Below are 17,757 nucleotides of genomic sequence, written 5' to 3' on the forward strand. Positions count from 1 at the left end.
GGAGCACCAGAGAGCAATTGTGGAAGCTACTATTGTTAAAGCTCAGCAGCAGTATTCAGCGACTAATGAACAAGCAGCTAAGTGGCGGCAGATGAACCCAGACATAGCTTATCAAGATGTTATTAAGTATGTTGAAGCTGTTAAAGGTTCAAAGGCTTAGCTTATGGAGCTATGGGGGCGTATCACAGGCATTTCAGGCCATAAGGTGACTTTATCTGTTGAAAGCCTTGAAGAGCTGGCTAGCTTGTCCCTGTATACAACAGTTGAACAACCGGAAGCTGTGCTACAGATTTCAGATGATAGACATATAAGTCCAGTTCAACGTAAAAAAGCCTATGCAATCATGGGTGAAATGGCTAACTATTTCGGGTATTTTCCTGACGAGATGAAAGAGTGGATGAAGTATTTCTTTGAAGCTGAAACTGGTCACGAATACTTTAGTTTTGCGACTGTCGATATGACCACAGCTCGTGAATTTATAACGTTCTTACTTGAATATGCACTAAGACATCATGTGCCGATGAGTAAGAGTGCGCTTGAATATCAAGACGACTTGGAGGCCTATATGTATCAGTCATTAAAGTATCGTTCATGTGTTATCTGTGGCAAACATGCAGATGTACATCACATAGATGCTGTTGGACGAGGGAATGACCGTAACTTAGTTGACCATCGAGGCCGTAGGCTGATTGCTTTATGTCGGGAACATCATCAGTTAGCACATAACATGGGTTGGCCAAGCTTCTCGGCTGAATATCACGTAGTAGGTGTCACTTTAAAGCCAGAAGACTTAATCAGGCTTGGCATTATGACTAAGAAACGAATGGAGGAATTAGACCATGATAAATAGGGTTGTCCTAACAGGGCGCTTAACAAAAGATGTTGAGCTGCGCTACACACAATCAGGTATGGCTGTAGCAAGTTTTACGCTTGCGGTTGACCGTCAGTTTAAAAATGGAAATGGAGAGCGTGAAGCTGATTTTATTAACGCAGTTATTTGGCGTAAACCAGCAGAAAACTTTGCGAATTTCTTTGGTAAGGGTTCACTAGTTGGCATTGAGGGTAGGTTACAAACTCGCTCTTATGATGATCAAAGTGGTCAAAGACGGTATGTTACGGAAGTTGTAGTTGATAGTTTCACTTTCCTTGAAAGTCGGGCTGACCGTCAGGTAAAACAAGGGGCGAACAATAATCCTGGCTTTGATAATCAAGCTAATAACAACTCATTTGGCAACAACCAACAGTCACCAGTGAATAATGACCCATTTGGCATAGGACAAGAGGTTCAAGTTTCAGATGATGACTTACCATTTTAGAGGTTTTGATAAATGAGGCAGACTATTAAACGTAAAAAGTCGAGCTCTAACTTCACGATTATTAATAATGACTTTCTGAAGGATAAGGACCTAACGTTACAAGCTAAAGGCTTACTTAGTTACTTGATGATGTTACCAGATGACTGGGTGATTTACTTTGAAGAGATAGCTAAGAACTCTAAGAATGGTCGTGACTCAACTCGTGGAGCTTGGGGTGAGCTAGAAGCGGCAGGATATGCTGTTAATAGGCGAATAACTGACGAAAAAGGGAAAGTAATTCGTTGGCAAAAAGAAGTTTCTGATTCTAAAAAGTTTTTGAACAGTCCAGATACTGAAAACCCAGATGTGGATTATCCAGATGTGGGTTATCCAGATGTGGAAAACCAGAAGCTACTAAGTACTTATATACCAAGTACTGATATTACTAATGACTTAAATACTAAAGATAAGCCGCTGCTGCCAAAACCAGAAGTGCAAGTAGCTAATTTTTTCCAAAGCAATGGCTTCGGCATGATTGGTGGACTAATTGCTGAAGAGTTGCGAAATGAGATGAATGACTTTAATGGGCTGACAAATGACCAACAAGAGTCAGCTAACATCATCATAAAGGCACTTAGTCGTGCGGTTGAGAATGGGGTTCCAACTTGGAACTATGCTAAGAAACCATTGAAGGATTGGTACGACAAAGGCATTAAAAATGTTGCAGAGATTGAAGCACTCGACTTACAACGAGCTAACCAAAAGGCTACATGGAGTAGAAATCGTAAAACTCCAAAAGTTAAAGAAGCTCGACCAAACTTTGAAGAGCAAAATGTTGCCCCAGCAAGTAGCGAAGACTTAGCAGCTGCGCAACAGGCGTTAGATAGTTTGAACAAACGGTTTAAACAGAAAGAGGAAACATAGTTATGTATCAAATTAGCTTTATAAATATTTACGGTGCTAAGAGCGAGACTTTTCGGAACACCAAGCAGCAAGCCGAAAAATTAGCCGAGGCTTATCAAAATATCGGTTGCACAGAAGTAATCGTTAGTCAGGTATCTGATGAAGAGCGGGTGACTGATGCAATGGCACTATGAAATTGCTTTAGCACCACAGCAACAAGAGCGACCGAGGTTTTCTAGGCGGGGTAATTTTACAAGTGTCTATGACCCACCAAAAACAGCCAAGTTTAAAAAGCTCCTTAGAGCGGTTGGACTAGGGTTAGCTAAAAATAACAATATTTCCGCAGCAGATGTGCCGCTAAGGCTAGAAGTTACCTTTTATAGGGAAATACCCAAAGCAACTACAAAATGGCAGAGAGCGCTTATTAAGGCTAATAAATGGTTTCCAGTTAAAAAGCCCGATTTATCAAATTACTTGAAGGCATTTGAAGATGGTTTAAACGATGTTTTTTGGCATGATGATAATCAGATTGTCGAGATTGTGGCCAAGAAGCTCTACAGTGATAAACCATGCATTGTGGTTGATGTAATTGAATTAGAACAAGGCACTAAAGAAGATGCTATGCGGTTAAATGTGTAACACTTTGTTAGATTTAAACGTGAAAAACATGTTTATTATTTAGTAAAACTATCAGTCGAGGGTGAAAAGACTGTGAACCCGTTTGAATATGAAAATAAAAAATGATGATTGGGTTAATAAATATGACCCAACCGCTGGCGGACTTTTACATTATAGCTTTCAGAAATCAGACCCAAATGTTTATGACGAATTTGGCAGTGTAATCAAGGTTGACTCTAAACCAAAGCTTAGCACGGAACAGATTCGGGAGTTAAAAAGTAGCAAGCAAGGACGATTGAACAGTATCGAGTCAAGAAACAAAGCAAAGGAGTTCTAGCTATGGAAGATGCAAAATACAACGGTCTTGAAGAGGTCTACTTTGAAGATGTTGATAGGAGGGATTACTGATGTTGTGGAAGCTTTGGATGTTTACTTGCACACATCCCTGGATGATTCGTGGAATGATTATCTTTGGAGCTGCACTAGTTATTTATGGCAGTTGGTCGCTGCTAGGTGATGAAAATTGAGGTGGAAGAAGATGACAACGACTAAAGATAAGCGGGAAGCAATGTTGAAAATAATCATTAACAATATGAAAAATCATACGTTTAGTGAAGATTTATTAATGCCATATGATTTTATTGTGGGTTTGAAGTCAGGATTAGGAGTTAAGTGATGGCAGAACGAGAGATTAAACGTCTCGGCAAGATACGCAAATGGTTTGAGACAGACTTCAGGATAGCTAACAGACGTGCAGCCGCGTTTCACGAGCCAGAATTCCAACGCATAGTGGATTTAGTTAAAAGCGTATTGGAAGTTATGCAAGATGAAAGCAGTAAAATTATTGAGCTGAAATTCATTAAAGAGTTGAGTAATAACCAAGTAATGGAGAGATTAGATTACTGGTCAGACTCGACATATTACCGGCATAAGAAGAAGGCATTATTAGAGTTTGCAGATTTAGCTAGTGATTTTGGATTTCTGTGCTTGGATAAATAAAAAAGCGCCAACCGAAGTCAGCGCCATGAGGATATATCTAGTAACTTTATTTTATCATGGAGGGCGTAGGTTGTGGTACTGTTACCAGAAATAGATGAAGCAAGAACTGTTGAAAAAGCTAGGTACTTTTTTGATAAAGAATTACCTACGATTAAAAGAATGGCTCATAAATCTTATGTTGATGTTAAGTCACGAATCATCAGTGGTATGCCTTCAAGTCGTAGCATTAACAATGCAACTGATGAGAAGCTAACTAACCACGCTTACGCTGAAATGATTTTAGAAGAAGTTATTGAAGCATGTAAGACTCTGAAGTTTCCGCATAGAAAGATTATCGAATTGAGATATTTCAAAATGGTGAAGTGGAATAAGATATTCGAACAAATGGGCTATTCTGAAAGCCGAGGTTATCAACTTATTCGAGAAGCATTTTTGCAGTTTGTTTGGGCGTTTGCTGATGTTGAAGATTTAAGAGTATTTGTCCTCGAGGGTGTGAAGGATAAGAGTAAGTCTGAACTACCTTTTGACCCAGAAAGTTCAGAATATAAATATAGGTAATTTTAGAATTTAGATTTTTTGAAAATCAATTATATTTAAAAAGTAATTAATTAATCATCTAATTAAAAATATAACAAGTCTAAAAAATAATTGTTCATAAATTAGTTGATTTGAAAGGCTTTCTTGATTGGTGGTAAAATTTTAGAAAAGTTGTATAATGGTAATAACGATAACAGAAGTATGTAAATTGTTTAGGAGATGCCATGACGAAAAATACATCCAAAAATGGAAGCGTGCTATATGATAAGTTCACACCTTTACAGAGAGAATTAATGGTTAGGACTATAGAAGGTGCTTTGGCTGACACCAAAAGAATAGTTAGTGAATATTTTCCGAATGAAGATGATTTGCGTAAGAAGGATATATTTTCTAGACATTGGGGCTGGCTAGCAAATTCAAAGATTAAGGAGTTGTGTGACAGAAAACTTTTGCCAATGACAGCTTTAATTATAAAACCGGAGAATAAATCATATCCGCACCATGCTTTCATTGGTGATGGATTTGATCTTCGAGTTAATTTAACTGCAAATGCGAATGAAGTTTCAAGAAAAGCAAAAAAAAGAAAACAAGTTAATAATCCGCTTGAAATGCTTTTGGATTTTGGAGATGAGTTCAACGAAAATGATGAAAAGCCTTTGATTGAATTAAACTTTGGTGGTTATGGGGAATTGGATTTTGTTATTTTGGGTATACCATCAGAAGGCCACTGGCAAGTTGGTCAAAGTATTAATTGCTTGATTGAACGTAATAAGAAGTTAGTAAACGATGAGTCTGTTGAACCTGAGTCTGTTGAGTTTGATCATAATGACTTTGGCAATGAACAAGAAGAAAAGAAAACAATTAATCTTGACAGATAGTGTATTATGGTTATTTGGAGGTGGTTCTTATGGACAAAACAATGAGATTCATCGGCGATAACCTAAAATTCATAAGAAAGCTAAGAGGATACAGTGCAACACAACTTGCTGAAGCTGTTCATGTATCACAATCTTTAGTGTCCAGATGGGAAAAAAGTGAGGTTAATCCTCAATTTCAACAACTGGAGGACATTTCGGCAACATTAAAAATTCCAAAGCAGTATTTTTATTTTATTCATGACGGAATTGAAGAAGACTCTAAGCAAAATCAGGCAGTATTTTTTAGAAAGAAAGCAACAACTCCGAAGGTCATAATGAATAGTGTAAAAAATCAAGCTATTTTGTATGCACAGGTTGAACATATGATTTCTAGTAGGTTTAATTTACCATATTTCAAATTAGCGGAAATGATTAAGAATCCTAAAAAAAATGATGTTTTTGAGCTTACGGATTTTGATGAAATTGATGAAATGGTCCTCCAAGTAAAGAAATATTTAAGCATCGGTAGTGGGCCTATTTCTAATGTAACGAAACTAGTTGAAAAATTAGGTATTAGGATTGTCCTTGATGATTTTGGAGTACATGGTGTGGACGCCTTCACTATGAACATAGATGGAAGGTATTACATTGCTGTTAATAATGATGGTAGATCTAGTGTTCGAATTAGATTCGATATTTTACATGAACTTGGACACATAATAATGCACTCAAAGTTTGCTAAGAATGTGATAAATGATACTGAGATTCATAAGCGAATTGAACAAGAAGCAAATCAATTTGCTAATACATTTCTTATTTCTGAGTATGAATTGGGATTCGAGCTACTGTCTGGGGTAAATATTAACAATATCAAAGAGATAAAAAAGAAGTGGAAAATTTCTATGCAAGCTATTTTATTTAGAAGCTACAATAGCAAGTATATTTCGAAGTCAAGGTACATTTCTTTAATGCAAGAACTTTCGCGAAATGGCTGGCGAAAGAAGGAACCATATGATGATATAATACCAGTAGAAATACCTAGTTATATAAGAGCCGCATTACAGTATAAAAAGTCTTCTTTGGATGATTTTTTAACGGACTTTAGAAGTCGAGGATTAATATTTAAGAATTCTTGGTTTGGTCAAGAACATATGGAAGATTCAAGTGAACAATTTAAAATGAAACTTTATGGTTAGAATATTTGAGGATCACATTTGTGGTCCTTTTTTTGAGGTTCAAATTATAGGTAGACTGGAGTTTTATTGTAGGCACGGTGGAGTAAAATCGTTATATTATGATATTGTTCAAAAATTGAATAAAATAAGTTAATGGTATAGATGATGGCCATTAATATTATATTGTTGATATTTTTATTTGATGATATGCTTGTGTAGTTTACTAGTCCACAACAATTTATTTATTTTCTCTCTCAAAATTTAGATAAAAAACTATTTAGTTATAACCCTATGTGGATTAGTAATTCCATATTCATTTAGCTGAGCTGGATAGAGCCCAGGAATGAATAATATCAAGACATCTAACGTTTGCTAGATGTCTTTTATTTTTAGGTTGATTATAAAAAATTGCGAATTGATTTTGGAAAATATTATGTTCGAAAGGACTAAAAATAATCCTTGCGATTTCACTTATAATTTGTTAGCATTGTGTTGTTTAATATATTGAACAAATTATCATGAGTTTGTTCAATTGTTTGAACCGTTATTTAGCGTATATCAAGTTTAATCGATGATTCTTTCTTCTCCTTATTTCATCGTTTTAAATATGTATAAATAGCGCTCTACTTAGGTAGTGATGTTTCTTTTGCTCACTCTTCAGAGCATTTGTTACGCTTAATAAAGGTATTGGTTAAAGCTTTTGCGAGAGCTCCGTTAGCAATGGTTATTCTAATTTCAAATCTAACTAAACACATGTCTGTAAACACAAGCTTATTGCTAACGTTCCTATATTTTTATGATTTTTGAAAGGAGGACTAAACAGTTACAACTGTCAAAAATCTTGATTCGAGTTTGAGCAAAAAAATCACTGTCACTTTATTTAATACTATTATTATCTTGTTGATGGTGTTTTTTTCTGCTACTTAAAAGGCAGCTAACATTTGTTAGGTGTCTTTTATTTTGCAACAATATGTGATTAAACAAAACTTGTAAGGTGCAAATTCTTACCTGTTGTATATGGAGCTGATAGAAATATCGGCTCTTTTATCTTAAATAAGTTTTAATTTAGATAAATTTGCTATTAATTAGGATAAATGCTATAGTTACATCTGTTGATGTTTAATGACATTAACAAGATCGTTAATCCGAGAGTCCCTTAGCGCATAACTATAAAGTGGTCCTCTTGTATAATGAGATACAAGAATATTAACGAACGTGTATTTGTAGCATAATAGGTAATGCAATTATTTCTTTATCTCCGTTCTGTGAGATGCAAGATTCTGATTTAGTAAGATATGGGTTCGAAACTCATCTGATACATTTGATACTGATTAAAAGGTGATGGTACTATGCTTTCACCTTTTTTATAACATTCTTTTAAGGATGTTCCACGGAGAGGCGGTTGCCTAGATGAAAATTAAGTTGACAGATATGTATGGAGAGAAGACGCAGATTTCTTATGGATTATTTGAACAATTTATAACAGATTTTGAGAGTGTTTTTTTTACAATTAATTTTGGCGGAAGAGATTTTACTTTTGATGGTAGAGAGAAGAGGGAGAATAAAGATCCCTTTTTCAAATATCCATTTGGCGTAAATATAATTGATTTTAGTATGTGGTTATCGAAGTTCGATTTTAATAAATTAAAGTTATTTAAAGAAGACGGACAGATTAATGAAGAGAAGCTTGAAGACACAGTATTTCAATCGATGTATGAGTATGCTTCAGAATATGAAATGATTTATTAAATTACAGAAAGGTAGCAATCATTTGATTGCTGCCCTTTTATTTTGTAGTGTATAAATTGTAAATTTAAGGTATTATTAAGATATGTCATTGATTTAGATGTCTATAAAAAGGAGATTTAATTATGAAAGCTTTAGATATAACTGCTTTAGTAGTATTGATAATAGGTGGATTGAATTGGCTTCTTGTTGGATTATTTAAATTTGATTTGGTGCAATTTATTTTTTCTGGTCTTGGATTCGCTGGAGATGTGATAGCTCGAATTGTTTATGTTCTTGTCGGCTTAAGCGCACTATATGCAATTAAGTTTATTAAGAGTATTGATTGATTTTTATTATAAATATTATCTAAGTTAATGACATGCAATTTATATTAAACGTCTGATTAAGTTCAGACGTTTTTATTTTGCAATGAAAGGTGGTGGGAGTGGTGTAGCTATGAAAAAGGATAAAGAGTATGGCTTAGTATCTGGCGATGAAGAATTGAGAATACTAAGACGATTAGATAAGGAGATTACTGATGAAGAAGAATCTTTTAGAACGAATGCAAAGGTCAAATGAGTATAATCGACCAGAATATTTTCCTCTTTACGCTAACAGTTCTATCGTAGGCTATATCAAGCAGGGCGGTAAGAAATATACGGGGAATGAGAATATCGCAGTAAAAGATAATATTACGGAAAAGGTGGTTCCGTTGTCTGTGCAAGCTAATTATAAGTCTGAACATTTATTATCAGAATATGAAAGGCAGTTAGTTCGTAAGGCTTGGCCAGCAAAGGAGAGTGTGATTCGCAGATTATCAAGATTGTGGAGTGTGTCAGAGTAATGCCAAGAGTTAAACAATGTCGAATGATTGGATGTCATAAGCTGGCTAAGAATGGTAGAGCATACTGTGCCGACCATCAAGACCTAGAGCAAGAGATGAACAATAGGCATGACAGAGCAATGGTCCAAAGATATAACAAGATTGATCGCAAACGTAATGAAGTGAAGCGTGAGCAATCAAACTTCTATCGAACCAAGCAATGGGTTGGACTAAGGCAACAGGTGTTAGAGCGTGACAACTACATGTGTCAGTACTGCCAAGCAAGAGGAAGAGTCAAACCTGCTAAGGTAGTGGATCATATAGTGCCAATTGAATACAGGCCAGATGATAAAGCTAAGTTAGATAATCTAGCTGTGATTTGTGGCGCTTGTCATACAAGAAAGACTAAGTGGGAACAACAGTATTATGGTACAGGGCAAGGTAATAAAGCTAAAACGACGGCAACTATCAAAAGTGTCGCAACAATAGCCAAGATGATTGAGGTTTAAAAAATAAGCCCCCCGTGTGTTTGACAGGAAAAGGAGCGCACACAGTTCATCGTCTTGTATCGGAGGTAATTTTTGAAATATTTTAGGTAGGGGGGGGACCCCAAATTGAGGGAGGAGATGATAGTGTGAAAAAAGCCGATAAAGATGTTAATGACGGGCGTTTAGCCTATCGCCCACCTGATTATTTGGGTATTCAAGCCAAGGCTATATGGCGTAAAGTAGTCGGCTTTTTAGAAGAGAATGCAGCCGTAAACAGAATTGATTCAAATTTAGTAGAGATGTATTGCACCCAGTACGAAATTTTTAGAAATGCTTACAAACATATTCAAGAAAATGGAGAAGTTCAGGCTATTTATAAATCTGTTCAAGATAACATGGGGAATGTAATTGCTACTGACTTTGTTGGTTATAAGCGTAATCCTATGACACAAATATATGATTCAGCAATAAAAAACCTTACTCGTATTGCTGTTGAATTAGGTTTGACACCAAAAAGTCGAGTTGAATTGATGGAAATAGCTGGAAAAGATAATGATGACGATTCTGATACTGATTTAGAGGAATCAATACGCAGGATGCAAGGTGAAGATTAGTGGAAAAGATTGATTTAACAAGAGATAAGGATGTCTTAAAAGTTTTCAAATCATTAAACACGTACAGCATTAGGCGTAACTATAGGGATACTGGAACTAAGTATGCTTTTAAAGTCTTGGACGGTAAACAGGTAGCAGGTTATCAACTTAAGTTAGCTTGTTTTAGACATATTCGTGATTTAATGCGTTCAGAAGAGAATGACGACAACTTTATGTACGTTTATAATTTAAAAAAAGTTAGAAGCATACTAAATTTTGCTAGCATTTGTCCTGACCCAGATGCTGGTAAGCCGTTACCATTAATGGATTGGCAAAAATTTATTCTATCAATGTTAGTTGGGTGGCGAACTTCTGTTGGAAGAGATGACAAGCGATTTACTGCGGCAAGTATTAGTATCGCTCGAAAGCAAGGTAAGACATATTTAGCAGCTATTATATTGGCATATTCCTTTTTCTTGGAAGCTAACGGTTTACATAACCAAGACTTTCTGGTTGCAGCGAATACATCTGATCAGACGTCAAAATTATACGGGTATGTCAGCGACATGATTAATTCACTGATAGATAATGACCCATTATTCGGAAGATTAGCTAAAAATCAAGAAATAGTAGTTCAAGAAAAAATGATAATTGCTAAAAAAGTTAGAAACAGGCTTGTAAAAGTTTCAAATGAATCAGGAAAGTTTGATGGCTATCATTTCACAACAGCTATTTATGATGAAGCTGGTGATGAAAATGCAGGAAAATATACCTCACGAATTACAACTGGGCAAAATGATGTACGGTATCACCAATTTATAAAGATTTCTACAGCGTATGAGTTTTTAGATACAGAATTCTATAACGGTTTGAAACGTGGTCAACAAGCTATGGAACAAGATTTTAATCGAGATTTTGATTATGAATTGTTTTTAGTTTGGTCACAAGATTCAGAAGAAGAAGTTTTTAAACCAGAAACGTGGGAAAAATCAACGCCACTTATTGGTATGCCTGATAGACGTCAGTCCACAATAGATTCACTTGAAAAATTACGTGAAACTATGATGGCTGAAGGTAAAGTTTCTGAATTTCAAAATAAATCTATGAACATTTACCTTCAGAATTCTAGTCGAGCATATTTAAAATTAAAGGATGTAACAGATGCAATCATTTCAGATTTTAATGTTAAGGGCAGAGAAGTATATATAGGATTTGATTATTCTATGATGTCCGATAACACTGCATTTGCTTTTGTTTATCCTTACGTTGATAAAAATGGCGTTAATAAGTGGCATATTGAACAGCATTCATTTATTCCTTGGAATAAGGCGGGGTCTATTGAAGCAAAAGAGAAACAAGATGGTATTAATTATCGTGCACTTGAGGAACTAGGATTATGTACAATAACTACACACCCGGAAGGACTGATAAATCCTGACCAGGTTTATCGATATATGTTAGAGTACGTTGATAATAATAGCCTCCAGGTAATGCTGTTTGCCTATGACTATTATGGAGCAACTGATTACATTAAACGTATGGAAAATAACTTGTCATGGGAGTTTTTGCCACTTAAGCAAACTACACCATACGTCATGAACCCAACTAAATTCTTGCAAACAGGCTTCATTGAAAAAACAATTACTCGTTTGGATGATAAAGTAATGGAAAAAGCTTTATTAAATGCAGTAATTAAAGAAGACAAGGTTGGTATTCAGGTTGATAAAGACAAAGCTACGCTAAAAATTGATGTGGTTGATGCCATTATTGATGCTTTATATCAAAGTATGTATCATTTCGAGGAGTTTTCAGAAATTAATAATCCTAGTAAAGCAGTTGAGAGAATGACACCACAAGAACGCTATGACTGGCTATTTGGTGAAAATAGTGATTCCGGGGTCATGGATGATGAATTATATGATTGGAGCGACGATGATTTTTAAACAATTATTTGCGAATATTTGGAATATTCTTGATGTTCTATTTTTTATAGCCTGCGCAGGTGCATTTAACTGCGGAGGCTTTTATTTTGGGCGAGGTTGGGGTTATTTAACTTTAGCTATTACTTTCTTATTAGCAGGACTCCTGGTCGAGCAAATTGAAGCTAAACGAAAAGGAGGGGGTGAGATGTAGTGCCTATATTTAATGTGTTAGGTAATTTAGAGAAAGGATTAACTGGCAATGTAGGAGTTAGCATTAATGATGATGATAGTGTGATAAATTTTTTAAATCCTTCCCAAGCAACTTATATGAGTGCTAGAGATGCTTTAAAAAACTCGGATATTTACTCCGTTATTTTTAAATTAAGTGGTGATTTGGCGTTATCAAAACTAGTTACCGAAAATTTAAAGGTAAAATCTTTGCTAGATAATCCAACACCCACAGCCAATAATTTCTCATTCTGGCAATCTATGTATGCACAAATGTTATTAGGTGGTGAGTCCTTTGCTTATCGTTGGCGAAATAGAAACGGACAAGACATACGTCTTGAATACTTACGACCAAGTCAGGTACAAACTTTTTTACTAAGTGACGGGTCCGGCCTAACTTATAATATTTCGTTTGATAGTCCGAACATCGGTATTAAAGAGGCCGTGCCAAGTTCAGATATTATCCATTTACGAATGTTGAGTACCAATGGCGGAAAAACTGCACTTAGTCCTTTGTATTCTCTTGCTAATGAGTTAAGCATTAAGAAATCATCTGATGATCTAACCAAATCAGCTCTAGATCAGTCAGTTTTAGCTCCAGGAATCTTAAGGCTTCAAGATGGCGGCTTATCGAATTGGAAGGATAAACGTGGGCGTTCTAAATCGTTTATGCGCCAACTATCAACAAAGGGGCCTATCGTCTTAGACCAGCTAGAAGAGTATTCACCGCTTGAAATAAAGAGTGATATTTCTAAATTGTTATCTCAAGCTGATTGGACGGGTGATCAAATTGCCAAAGTTTACGGTTTGAAGGGTAGTGACTTAGCTGGAAAAAGCGACCAACAATCTTCGGTTACTATGCTGATGGAACAATATATGCGAGGACTAAATCGATTCTCAACACCAATTGAAAGTGAGCTGAGTTTTAAGTTTAAAACCCAAATAGAAATGGACCTCTCACAGGTATCAGATTTGCTTCATACGTCGTTATTAACAACTACTACTGAAATGGTTAAATCTAACGTTCTAACTTCTGGAGAAGCGAAATTATTGCTTAAGCAAAAGGGTTATCTACCTAATGACTTCCCAGATATTGCAGAAACAAATGTCGAAACAAAGAAAGGAGGTGAGAAATAGTGAGTAATATTATCAATTTAACTGGGCCTGTTATGGGCGATGAGCAAGGATGGATTTATGATTGGTTAGGATTGAATGCAATTCATCCAAGTAAGATTCATGATTTGTTAAACGAAGCAAATGACGATGAAATTGTTGTTAACTTGTCATCAGGTGGCGGTGAAGTCGTAGCTGCTAGTGAGATTTATACAGCGCTTCGCCAATCAGATAAGCACGTAGTTATTAATGTAACAGGCATGGCAGCCAGTGCTGCTTCAGTAATTGCTATGGCTGGTGATGAAATCAATATTTCGCCAACGGCCCAAATTATGATTCATCAAGCATCTATTAGTATTCAAGGTAATAAGGACGATTTAGAAAAAATTTCTGGATTACTTGATAAGACTGATAAATCGATTGCAGATGCTTATGTTCAACGTACTGGATTACCAGTTGAAGATGTTCTGAAGATGATGTCTGATGAAACATTTTTGACTGCTAAAGATGCTGTAGATTATCATTTCGCTGATTCAATTATGTTTGTTGAAGATAGCAAATCTAAGGTAACAAATTCTGTGAATGATGGTATGCTACCTGATGCGGTCGTAAATAAGATTGGCACAATGATTGTACAAACAAAGCAGGAAACACTAAATAATGAAGACACTAGCCGTTTAGATATTAAATCTAAAGCGGCTATTTTATTACAAGGAGAGATTTAATGGCAGTAAATATTAATGAACTAAATGACGCATGGGTTGCAGCGGGTCAAAAGGTTTCTGACCTACAGAATAAAGCACAGGCAATGGTTATGGCGGACGCAACTACTGAAGATATTCAAGCTGTTCAAGCGGAGATTGTTAACGCTAAAGCTAAACGGGATTTAGCACATGATAGTCTAGTCGACGCACGAGCTGACGAAATTTTAAATATGGAAGAAGTGGACCCGTTGTCAGCCTCTGAAAAGGATTTGAAAATTAAGTTTGTTAATGACTTCAAGGGAATGATGAATGGCGATCCAACGGTTATTAATTCAATTAATTCATCGACAGAAGATGATAATAAAATTGGGCTAACAATTCCTGTAGATGTTCAAACATCGATTAATGCTTTAAAGCGCCAGTATGGTTCATTGGAACAATATGTTAACAAAGAATCTGTGTCTACCGCATCTGGTTCACGTGTATACGAGAAGTGGTCAGATATTACACCACTAGCTGCATTGGATGACGAAGAAGCAGAAATTAAAGAACAAGATGCCCCCAAATTATCGCTTATCAAGTACACAATTAAGCGATATGCAGGTATTAACACAATTACTAATTCACTTTTAAAGGATACTGCGGAAAATATTCTCGCTTGGCTTTCAACTTGGATTGCTCGCAAGACGGTAGTAACTCGTAACGTCGCAATTATTGCAGCAATGAATACTGTTCCAAAAAAGCCAACTCTAACAAAATTTGATGACATTAAGGAGCTAGCTTTAAATACAGTTGATCCTGCTATCCAAGCGACTTCAATGTTTATGACCAATACGTCTGGCTTTACTGCTTTGGCTAAGGTGAAGGACGCACAAGGACGATATCTAATTCAACCTAACGTAACTAATCCGGAAATTAAGACGATTGAAGGCAAACAAGTAATTGTTATTGCTGATAAGTGGTTGCCAAGTGTAAACGGACTTATGCCATTATATTTTGGGGACTTAAAGCAAGCTGCTACGTTATTTGACCGTGAGAATATGTCGCTGTTATCAACAAACATTGGCGGCAATGCATTCCAAACTGATACGACTAAGGTTCGTGTCATTGATCGTTTTGATGTTGTCCCAACGGATACGGAAGCATGGGCAGCAGGTTCCTTTAAGGCAATTGCTGATCAACAATCAACTACGCCAGCGAGCAATTAATCCGACCGTCAAAGAACTCGTGACGACCGATACTACAGCAACAATTAAGGTAGAGTAAATGAAAGATGACGAAGTATTTGATAAGCTAAAACTTTCATTACGACTTGATTCAGATGAAGATGATAACTTACTTCGTCTATATATTGATACAGCAAAAGGTTTTATTTATGGGGCAATTGGCCGTGATGAAGATTATAAAAGCTTTTTTGAGATAGAAGAAGTCAAAGCAATGTTAACAACTGCCGTAATCGCACAAGCGACCGGTTATTACAACGCTAGAACTTCCATCACTAGTATTCCAATGTCTCCAGTTAATTTAGCAGTTAATTCGATTATTGGGCAGATTCGTTATCGATACGATTCATTCATGGAGGAACAGGCTAATGAAAATTAACGGATTAGAATTTAATCAGCGCTGTGAATTTGGTACGTTTCAGAATACCGATTATGATGTGAATGGTCAGATGAAACAAGAATTTGTTCCTGAATTCAAAGTTTGGTTTGGCTATCGTCAACAAACGATTTCTCAGCAATATGAATTAGAAGGCCTCGGCGAGAGTGAAATTAAGATAATTGCTATCAGACATAATTCAGAAATTAAGCATGGTTTATATTGCAAAATTAAGGATGATTTATTTATGGTAGCAACTAATAGTTCAGATGAACGAGTTGGAAACGGTTTAAATTCTTATGATGTTATCACATTACGCCGTGTTGAAAAGCGAGGTGAAACTTATGCCAAATGATTTTGAATCTATGACCTCAAATTGGCTGAAAAATGTAGGTGATTTAGTAAATTTAACCATTGAAGAAAGACAAACTATTACGGGGGCTGGAGCTGAAGTAGTTAAGAGAAACATTGTCGAGGTCACTAAATCAAAACATTATCAGGAAGCTAGAGATACAGCAAAGATGAAACATTTAGCAGATTCAGTTGTATCAGGGAAGTTAGAAAAGACAAGGGCTGATGGAAGTACGGCAGTAGGTTTTAGTACACGAGACGTAAATCATGCCAGAATTGCTAGATTTCTTAATGATGGAACTGTTAAACGACCTGGTGATTCATTTTATGACCAAGCTATCTCTAATTCGCAGAATGAAGCAACGATTGTACAAACTAAGGTGTTAGAAGGAATTCAAGGTAAAAAGAGCCTATGAGTACACTTAATGATGCGTATTTAGATGTCAAAGAGTTGGTAAATTGGGCAGATAAAATTTATTTAAATAAGTTAGATATGACACGTTTTTCAGATAAAGAAACGTGTTTTCTTTTGCGCAACAGCACAATTTTGCCAGACGATTATGCTAGTAATTCATTTCAAACGTTTAATTCTAAGATTCAAATTCAGATTTTCTTTGGTTTTAACCTTAGTTTTGATATTGAAACTAAAGTAATTGACCTATTAAAACAATTAAACAAAAAGCATTGGTTAATTGAGATAGTTCGGCCGGCAATTCCAGACCCAGATACTGCACAACTAACTGCAACTATTATTATTTCAAAAAATAAGGAGATTATTAATGTCAACATTAGGAGCTGAAAAAGCATATATGGCACGTATTGATGCCACAAAAAATACCGTGGTTACTGGTATAGAAGGTATTAATGGTGATGCATCGGATAAAGTGGGTGTTTTTGTAGCAGATGAGACCACTGCAAAAGGTATTGTTGGATTCAATTTGACCAACATGTCAGGAAGTCAGACTGATATTTACGGTTCAAACAAAATTGTTTGGATTTCCCAAGGTAAAGCAGCACCTCAAGGAGTACTAACAATCAATGCACTTCCTTATCAAGTATTAAATCGTGCATTGGGTCGAGAAGAAAAAGGCGACGGTGGTTATGAAGCAGCTGGAAAAAATAATACCTATATTGCAGTGTTGGTAAAGTCAGCTGAGGCCTTTGATATTGATAAGCCAGTTTATGCTGGCTTTTATAAGGGTCTCGCACAAATGGCAACAGAGAATATGCAAACTAATAATGCTGCTGACCAACGAGTTCAAGATGCATTAACCATTAAAGCAGCAGAGCGCGGGAAGGACGGTTTTGGTGCATATTACTATGCAGAAGAAGCAGCATTTACAGAGAAACGTATGTTTGAAGATTTTTTCCCTGGGATTGATGTTTCAACATTGATTACTGACGGTTCAGGCGATGGTGGAAATCCAGTGAGTAAATATTCCGGTGGTCGGCAAAATCGCGACAACAGACAAACAAGCAACACTGGAGGTTAATTAATTATGGCCAAATTTGATTTATATAAGGGTGCTAGTAAGGTGCAATCTTCAGTGGATTCACCAATTGTTATTAGTGATTTAATACCAGGAACTCAGTATGACGATTACTCAGTTTCCTACGCTGGTAGCGAAGGCAAAACGGCAGTTTCATTTAAGACAGAAGCTCAAGCAGATGTGCCTGTTACAGGTGTTACAGTTTCACCAAAAACAATTGCAATGAAGATTGGAGAAACTAAACAAGTTGCTGGAGTTATTAGCCCTGAAAGTGCAACCAATAAAGGCATGACTTACTTATCTGAAAATGAAGCCATTGTGACAGTAGCCAGTG

The 17,757-nt window shown here is 36.1% G+C and carries 28 protein-coding genes; all 28 read left to right on the top strand.

Going from position 1 to position 17,757, the window contains the following annotated elements:
* Positions 1 to 163: 163 nt before the first annotated feature.
* Complete coding sequence (locus tag TT13_RS10105; RefSeq protein ID WP_027699852.1) at positions 164 to 850, top strand: putative HNHc nuclease; 687 nt, start codon at positions 164 to 166, stop codon at positions 848 to 850.
* Positions 840 to 1,316 (top strand): single-stranded DNA-binding protein, encoded by a 477-nt coding sequence (gene ssb / locus TT13_RS10110; RefSeq protein ID WP_027698797.1) that lies wholly within the window; start codon positions 840 to 842, stop codon positions 1,314 to 1,316. The genes TT13_RS10105 and ssb overlap by 11 nt, the downstream gene beginning before the upstream one ends.
* A gap of 12 nt (positions 1,317 to 1,328) precedes the next feature.
* Positions 1,329 to 2,219 carry a DnaD domain-containing protein gene (locus tag TT13_RS10115; RefSeq protein ID WP_052348621.1) on the top strand — a complete coding sequence of 297 codons (891 nt, stop codon included), beginning with the start codon at positions 1,329 to 1,331 and terminating at the stop codon, positions 2,217 to 2,219.
* Positions 2,220 to 2,221: 2 nt separating this feature from the next.
* A complete protein-coding gene (locus TT13_RS11385) occupies positions 2,222 to 2,392 on the top strand; it encodes a hypothetical protein (protein ID WP_190279667.1) in 171 nt (56 codons plus the stop codon).
* A complete protein-coding gene (locus tag TT13_RS10120; RefSeq protein ID WP_045477209.1) occupies positions 2,376 to 2,837 on the top strand; it encodes a RusA family crossover junction endodeoxyribonuclease in 462 nt (153 codons plus the stop codon). The genes TT13_RS11385 and TT13_RS10120 overlap by 17 nt, the downstream gene beginning before the upstream one ends.
* Positions 2,838 to 2,925: 88 nt before the next feature.
* Positions 2,926 to 3,153, top strand: coding sequence for a hypothetical protein (locus TT13_RS10125; protein WP_027699853.1), 228 nt, complete (start codon positions 2,926 to 2,928; stop codon positions 3,151 to 3,153).
* 201 nt (positions 3,154 to 3,354) lie between these two features.
* Positions 3,355 to 3,492 (top strand): hypothetical protein, encoded by a 138-nt coding sequence (locus TT13_RS11390; protein ID WP_190279668.1) that lies wholly within the window; start codon positions 3,355 to 3,357, stop codon positions 3,490 to 3,492.
* Positions 3,492 to 3,815 (top strand): MG284/MPN403 family protein, encoded by a 324-nt coding sequence (locus TT13_RS10130; protein ID WP_027699854.1) that lies wholly within the window; start codon positions 3,492 to 3,494, stop codon positions 3,813 to 3,815. The genes TT13_RS11390 and TT13_RS10130 overlap by 1 nt, the downstream gene beginning before the upstream one ends.
* A 72-nt stretch (positions 3,816 to 3,887) precedes the next feature.
* Complete coding sequence (locus TT13_RS10135; protein WP_045477211.1) at positions 3,888 to 4,373, top strand: ArpU family phage packaging/lysis transcriptional regulator; 486 nt, start codon at positions 3,888 to 3,890, stop codon at positions 4,371 to 4,373.
* Positions 4,374 to 4,576: 203 nt separating this feature from the next.
* Positions 4,577 to 5,230 (top strand): hypothetical protein, encoded by a 654-nt coding sequence (locus TT13_RS10140; RefSeq protein ID WP_027699855.1) that lies wholly within the window; start codon positions 4,577 to 4,579, stop codon positions 5,228 to 5,230.
* 29 nt (positions 5,231 to 5,259) lie between these two features.
* Positions 5,260 to 6,405 (top strand): helix-turn-helix domain-containing protein, encoded by a 1,146-nt coding sequence (locus TT13_RS10145; protein ID WP_027699856.1) that lies wholly within the window; start codon positions 5,260 to 5,262, stop codon positions 6,403 to 6,405.
* A gap of 1,389 nt (positions 6,406 to 7,794) precedes the next feature.
* Positions 7,795 to 8,133, top strand: a complete 339-nt coding sequence (locus TT13_RS10150; protein WP_027699857.1) for a hypothetical protein — start codon at positions 7,795 to 7,797, stop codon at positions 8,131 to 8,133.
* Positions 8,134 to 8,255: 122 nt separating this feature from the next.
* Positions 8,256 to 8,459 carry a DUF378 domain-containing protein gene (locus TT13_RS10155; RefSeq protein ID WP_027699858.1) on the top strand — a complete coding sequence of 68 codons (204 nt, stop codon included), beginning with the start codon at positions 8,256 to 8,258 and terminating at the stop codon, positions 8,457 to 8,459.
* A gap of 82 nt (positions 8,460 to 8,541) precedes the next feature.
* Positions 8,542 to 8,691 carry a hypothetical protein gene (locus TT13_RS11395; protein WP_190279669.1) on the top strand — a complete coding sequence of 50 codons (150 nt, stop codon included), beginning with the start codon at positions 8,542 to 8,544 and terminating at the stop codon, positions 8,689 to 8,691.
* Complete coding sequence (locus TT13_RS10160; protein ID WP_027699859.1) at positions 8,651 to 8,956, top strand: hypothetical protein; 306 nt, start codon at positions 8,651 to 8,653, stop codon at positions 8,954 to 8,956. The genes TT13_RS11395 and TT13_RS10160 overlap by 41 nt, the downstream gene beginning before the upstream one ends.
* Positions 8,956 to 9,444: an HNH endonuclease gene (locus tag TT13_RS10165; RefSeq protein ID WP_027699860.1), complete on the top strand. Its 489-nt coding sequence runs from the start codon at positions 8,956 to 8,958 to the stop codon at positions 9,442 to 9,444. Before TT13_RS10160 ends, TT13_RS10165 begins: the two co-directional genes overlap by 1 nt.
* Before the next feature lie 125 nt (positions 9,445 to 9,569).
* Positions 9,570 to 10,037: a phage terminase small subunit P27 family gene (locus TT13_RS10170; RefSeq protein WP_027699861.1), complete on the top strand. Its 468-nt coding sequence runs from the start codon at positions 9,570 to 9,572 to the stop codon at positions 10,035 to 10,037.
* Positions 10,037 to 11,959: a terminase large subunit gene (locus tag TT13_RS10175; protein WP_027699862.1), complete on the top strand. Its 1,923-nt coding sequence runs from the start codon at positions 10,037 to 10,039 to the stop codon at positions 11,957 to 11,959. The genes TT13_RS10170 and TT13_RS10175 overlap by 1 nt, the downstream gene beginning before the upstream one ends.
* Positions 11,949 to 12,149: a DUF1056 family protein gene (locus TT13_RS10180; RefSeq protein ID WP_027699863.1), complete on the top strand. Its 201-nt coding sequence runs from the start codon at positions 11,949 to 11,951 to the stop codon at positions 12,147 to 12,149. The genes TT13_RS10175 and TT13_RS10180 overlap by 11 nt, the downstream gene beginning before the upstream one ends.
* Entirely contained in the window at positions 12,149 to 13,303 is a 1,155-nt protein-coding gene (locus TT13_RS10185) for a phage portal protein (RefSeq protein WP_242868539.1), read from the top strand. The genes TT13_RS10180 and TT13_RS10185 overlap by 1 nt, the downstream gene beginning before the upstream one ends.
* On the top strand, positions 13,303 to 14,004 hold the full coding sequence (locus TT13_RS10190; protein ID WP_052348622.1) for a head maturation protease, ClpP-related: 702 nt from the start codon (positions 13,303 to 13,305) through the stop codon (positions 14,002 to 14,004). The genes TT13_RS10185 and TT13_RS10190 overlap by 1 nt, the downstream gene beginning before the upstream one ends.
* Positions 14,004 to 15,191: a phage major capsid protein gene (locus tag TT13_RS10195; protein WP_027699865.1), complete on the top strand. Its 1,188-nt coding sequence runs from the start codon at positions 14,004 to 14,006 to the stop codon at positions 15,189 to 15,191. The genes TT13_RS10190 and TT13_RS10195 overlap by 1 nt, the downstream gene beginning before the upstream one ends.
* A gap of 58 nt (positions 15,192 to 15,249) precedes the next feature.
* Complete coding sequence (locus tag TT13_RS10200; protein WP_027699866.1) at positions 15,250 to 15,585, top strand: head-tail connector protein; 336 nt, start codon at positions 15,250 to 15,252, stop codon at positions 15,583 to 15,585.
* Positions 15,575 to 15,937, top strand: a complete 363-nt coding sequence (locus tag TT13_RS10205; RefSeq protein ID WP_027699867.1) for a phage head closure protein — start codon at positions 15,575 to 15,577, stop codon at positions 15,935 to 15,937. Before TT13_RS10200 ends, TT13_RS10205 begins: the two co-directional genes overlap by 11 nt.
* Positions 15,927 to 16,349 carry an HK97 gp10 family phage protein gene (locus TT13_RS10210; protein WP_052348623.1) on the top strand — a complete coding sequence of 141 codons (423 nt, stop codon included), beginning with the start codon at positions 15,927 to 15,929 and terminating at the stop codon, positions 16,347 to 16,349. Before TT13_RS10205 ends, TT13_RS10210 begins: the two co-directional genes overlap by 11 nt.
* Complete coding sequence (locus TT13_RS10215) at positions 16,346 to 16,732, top strand: DUF806 family protein (RefSeq protein WP_045477214.1); 387 nt, start codon at positions 16,346 to 16,348, stop codon at positions 16,730 to 16,732. Before TT13_RS10210 ends, TT13_RS10215 begins: the two co-directional genes overlap by 4 nt.
* Positions 16,713 to 17,426 carry a phage tail protein gene (locus TT13_RS10220; RefSeq protein WP_027699868.1) on the top strand — a complete coding sequence of 238 codons (714 nt, stop codon included), beginning with the start codon at positions 16,713 to 16,715 and terminating at the stop codon, positions 17,424 to 17,426. Before TT13_RS10215 ends, TT13_RS10220 begins: the two co-directional genes overlap by 20 nt.
* 6 nt (positions 17,427 to 17,432) lie before the next feature.
* Positions 17,433 to 17,757, top strand: a 325-nt coding sequence (locus TT13_RS10225) for an Ig-like domain-containing protein (RefSeq protein ID WP_045477217.1), incomplete at its 3' end; no start/stop codon positions are given.

The organism is Weissella oryzae SG25, assembly GCF_000691805.2.
Taxonomy (GTDB): Bacteria; Bacillota; Bacilli; order Lactobacillales; family Lactobacillaceae; genus Weissella; species Weissella oryzae.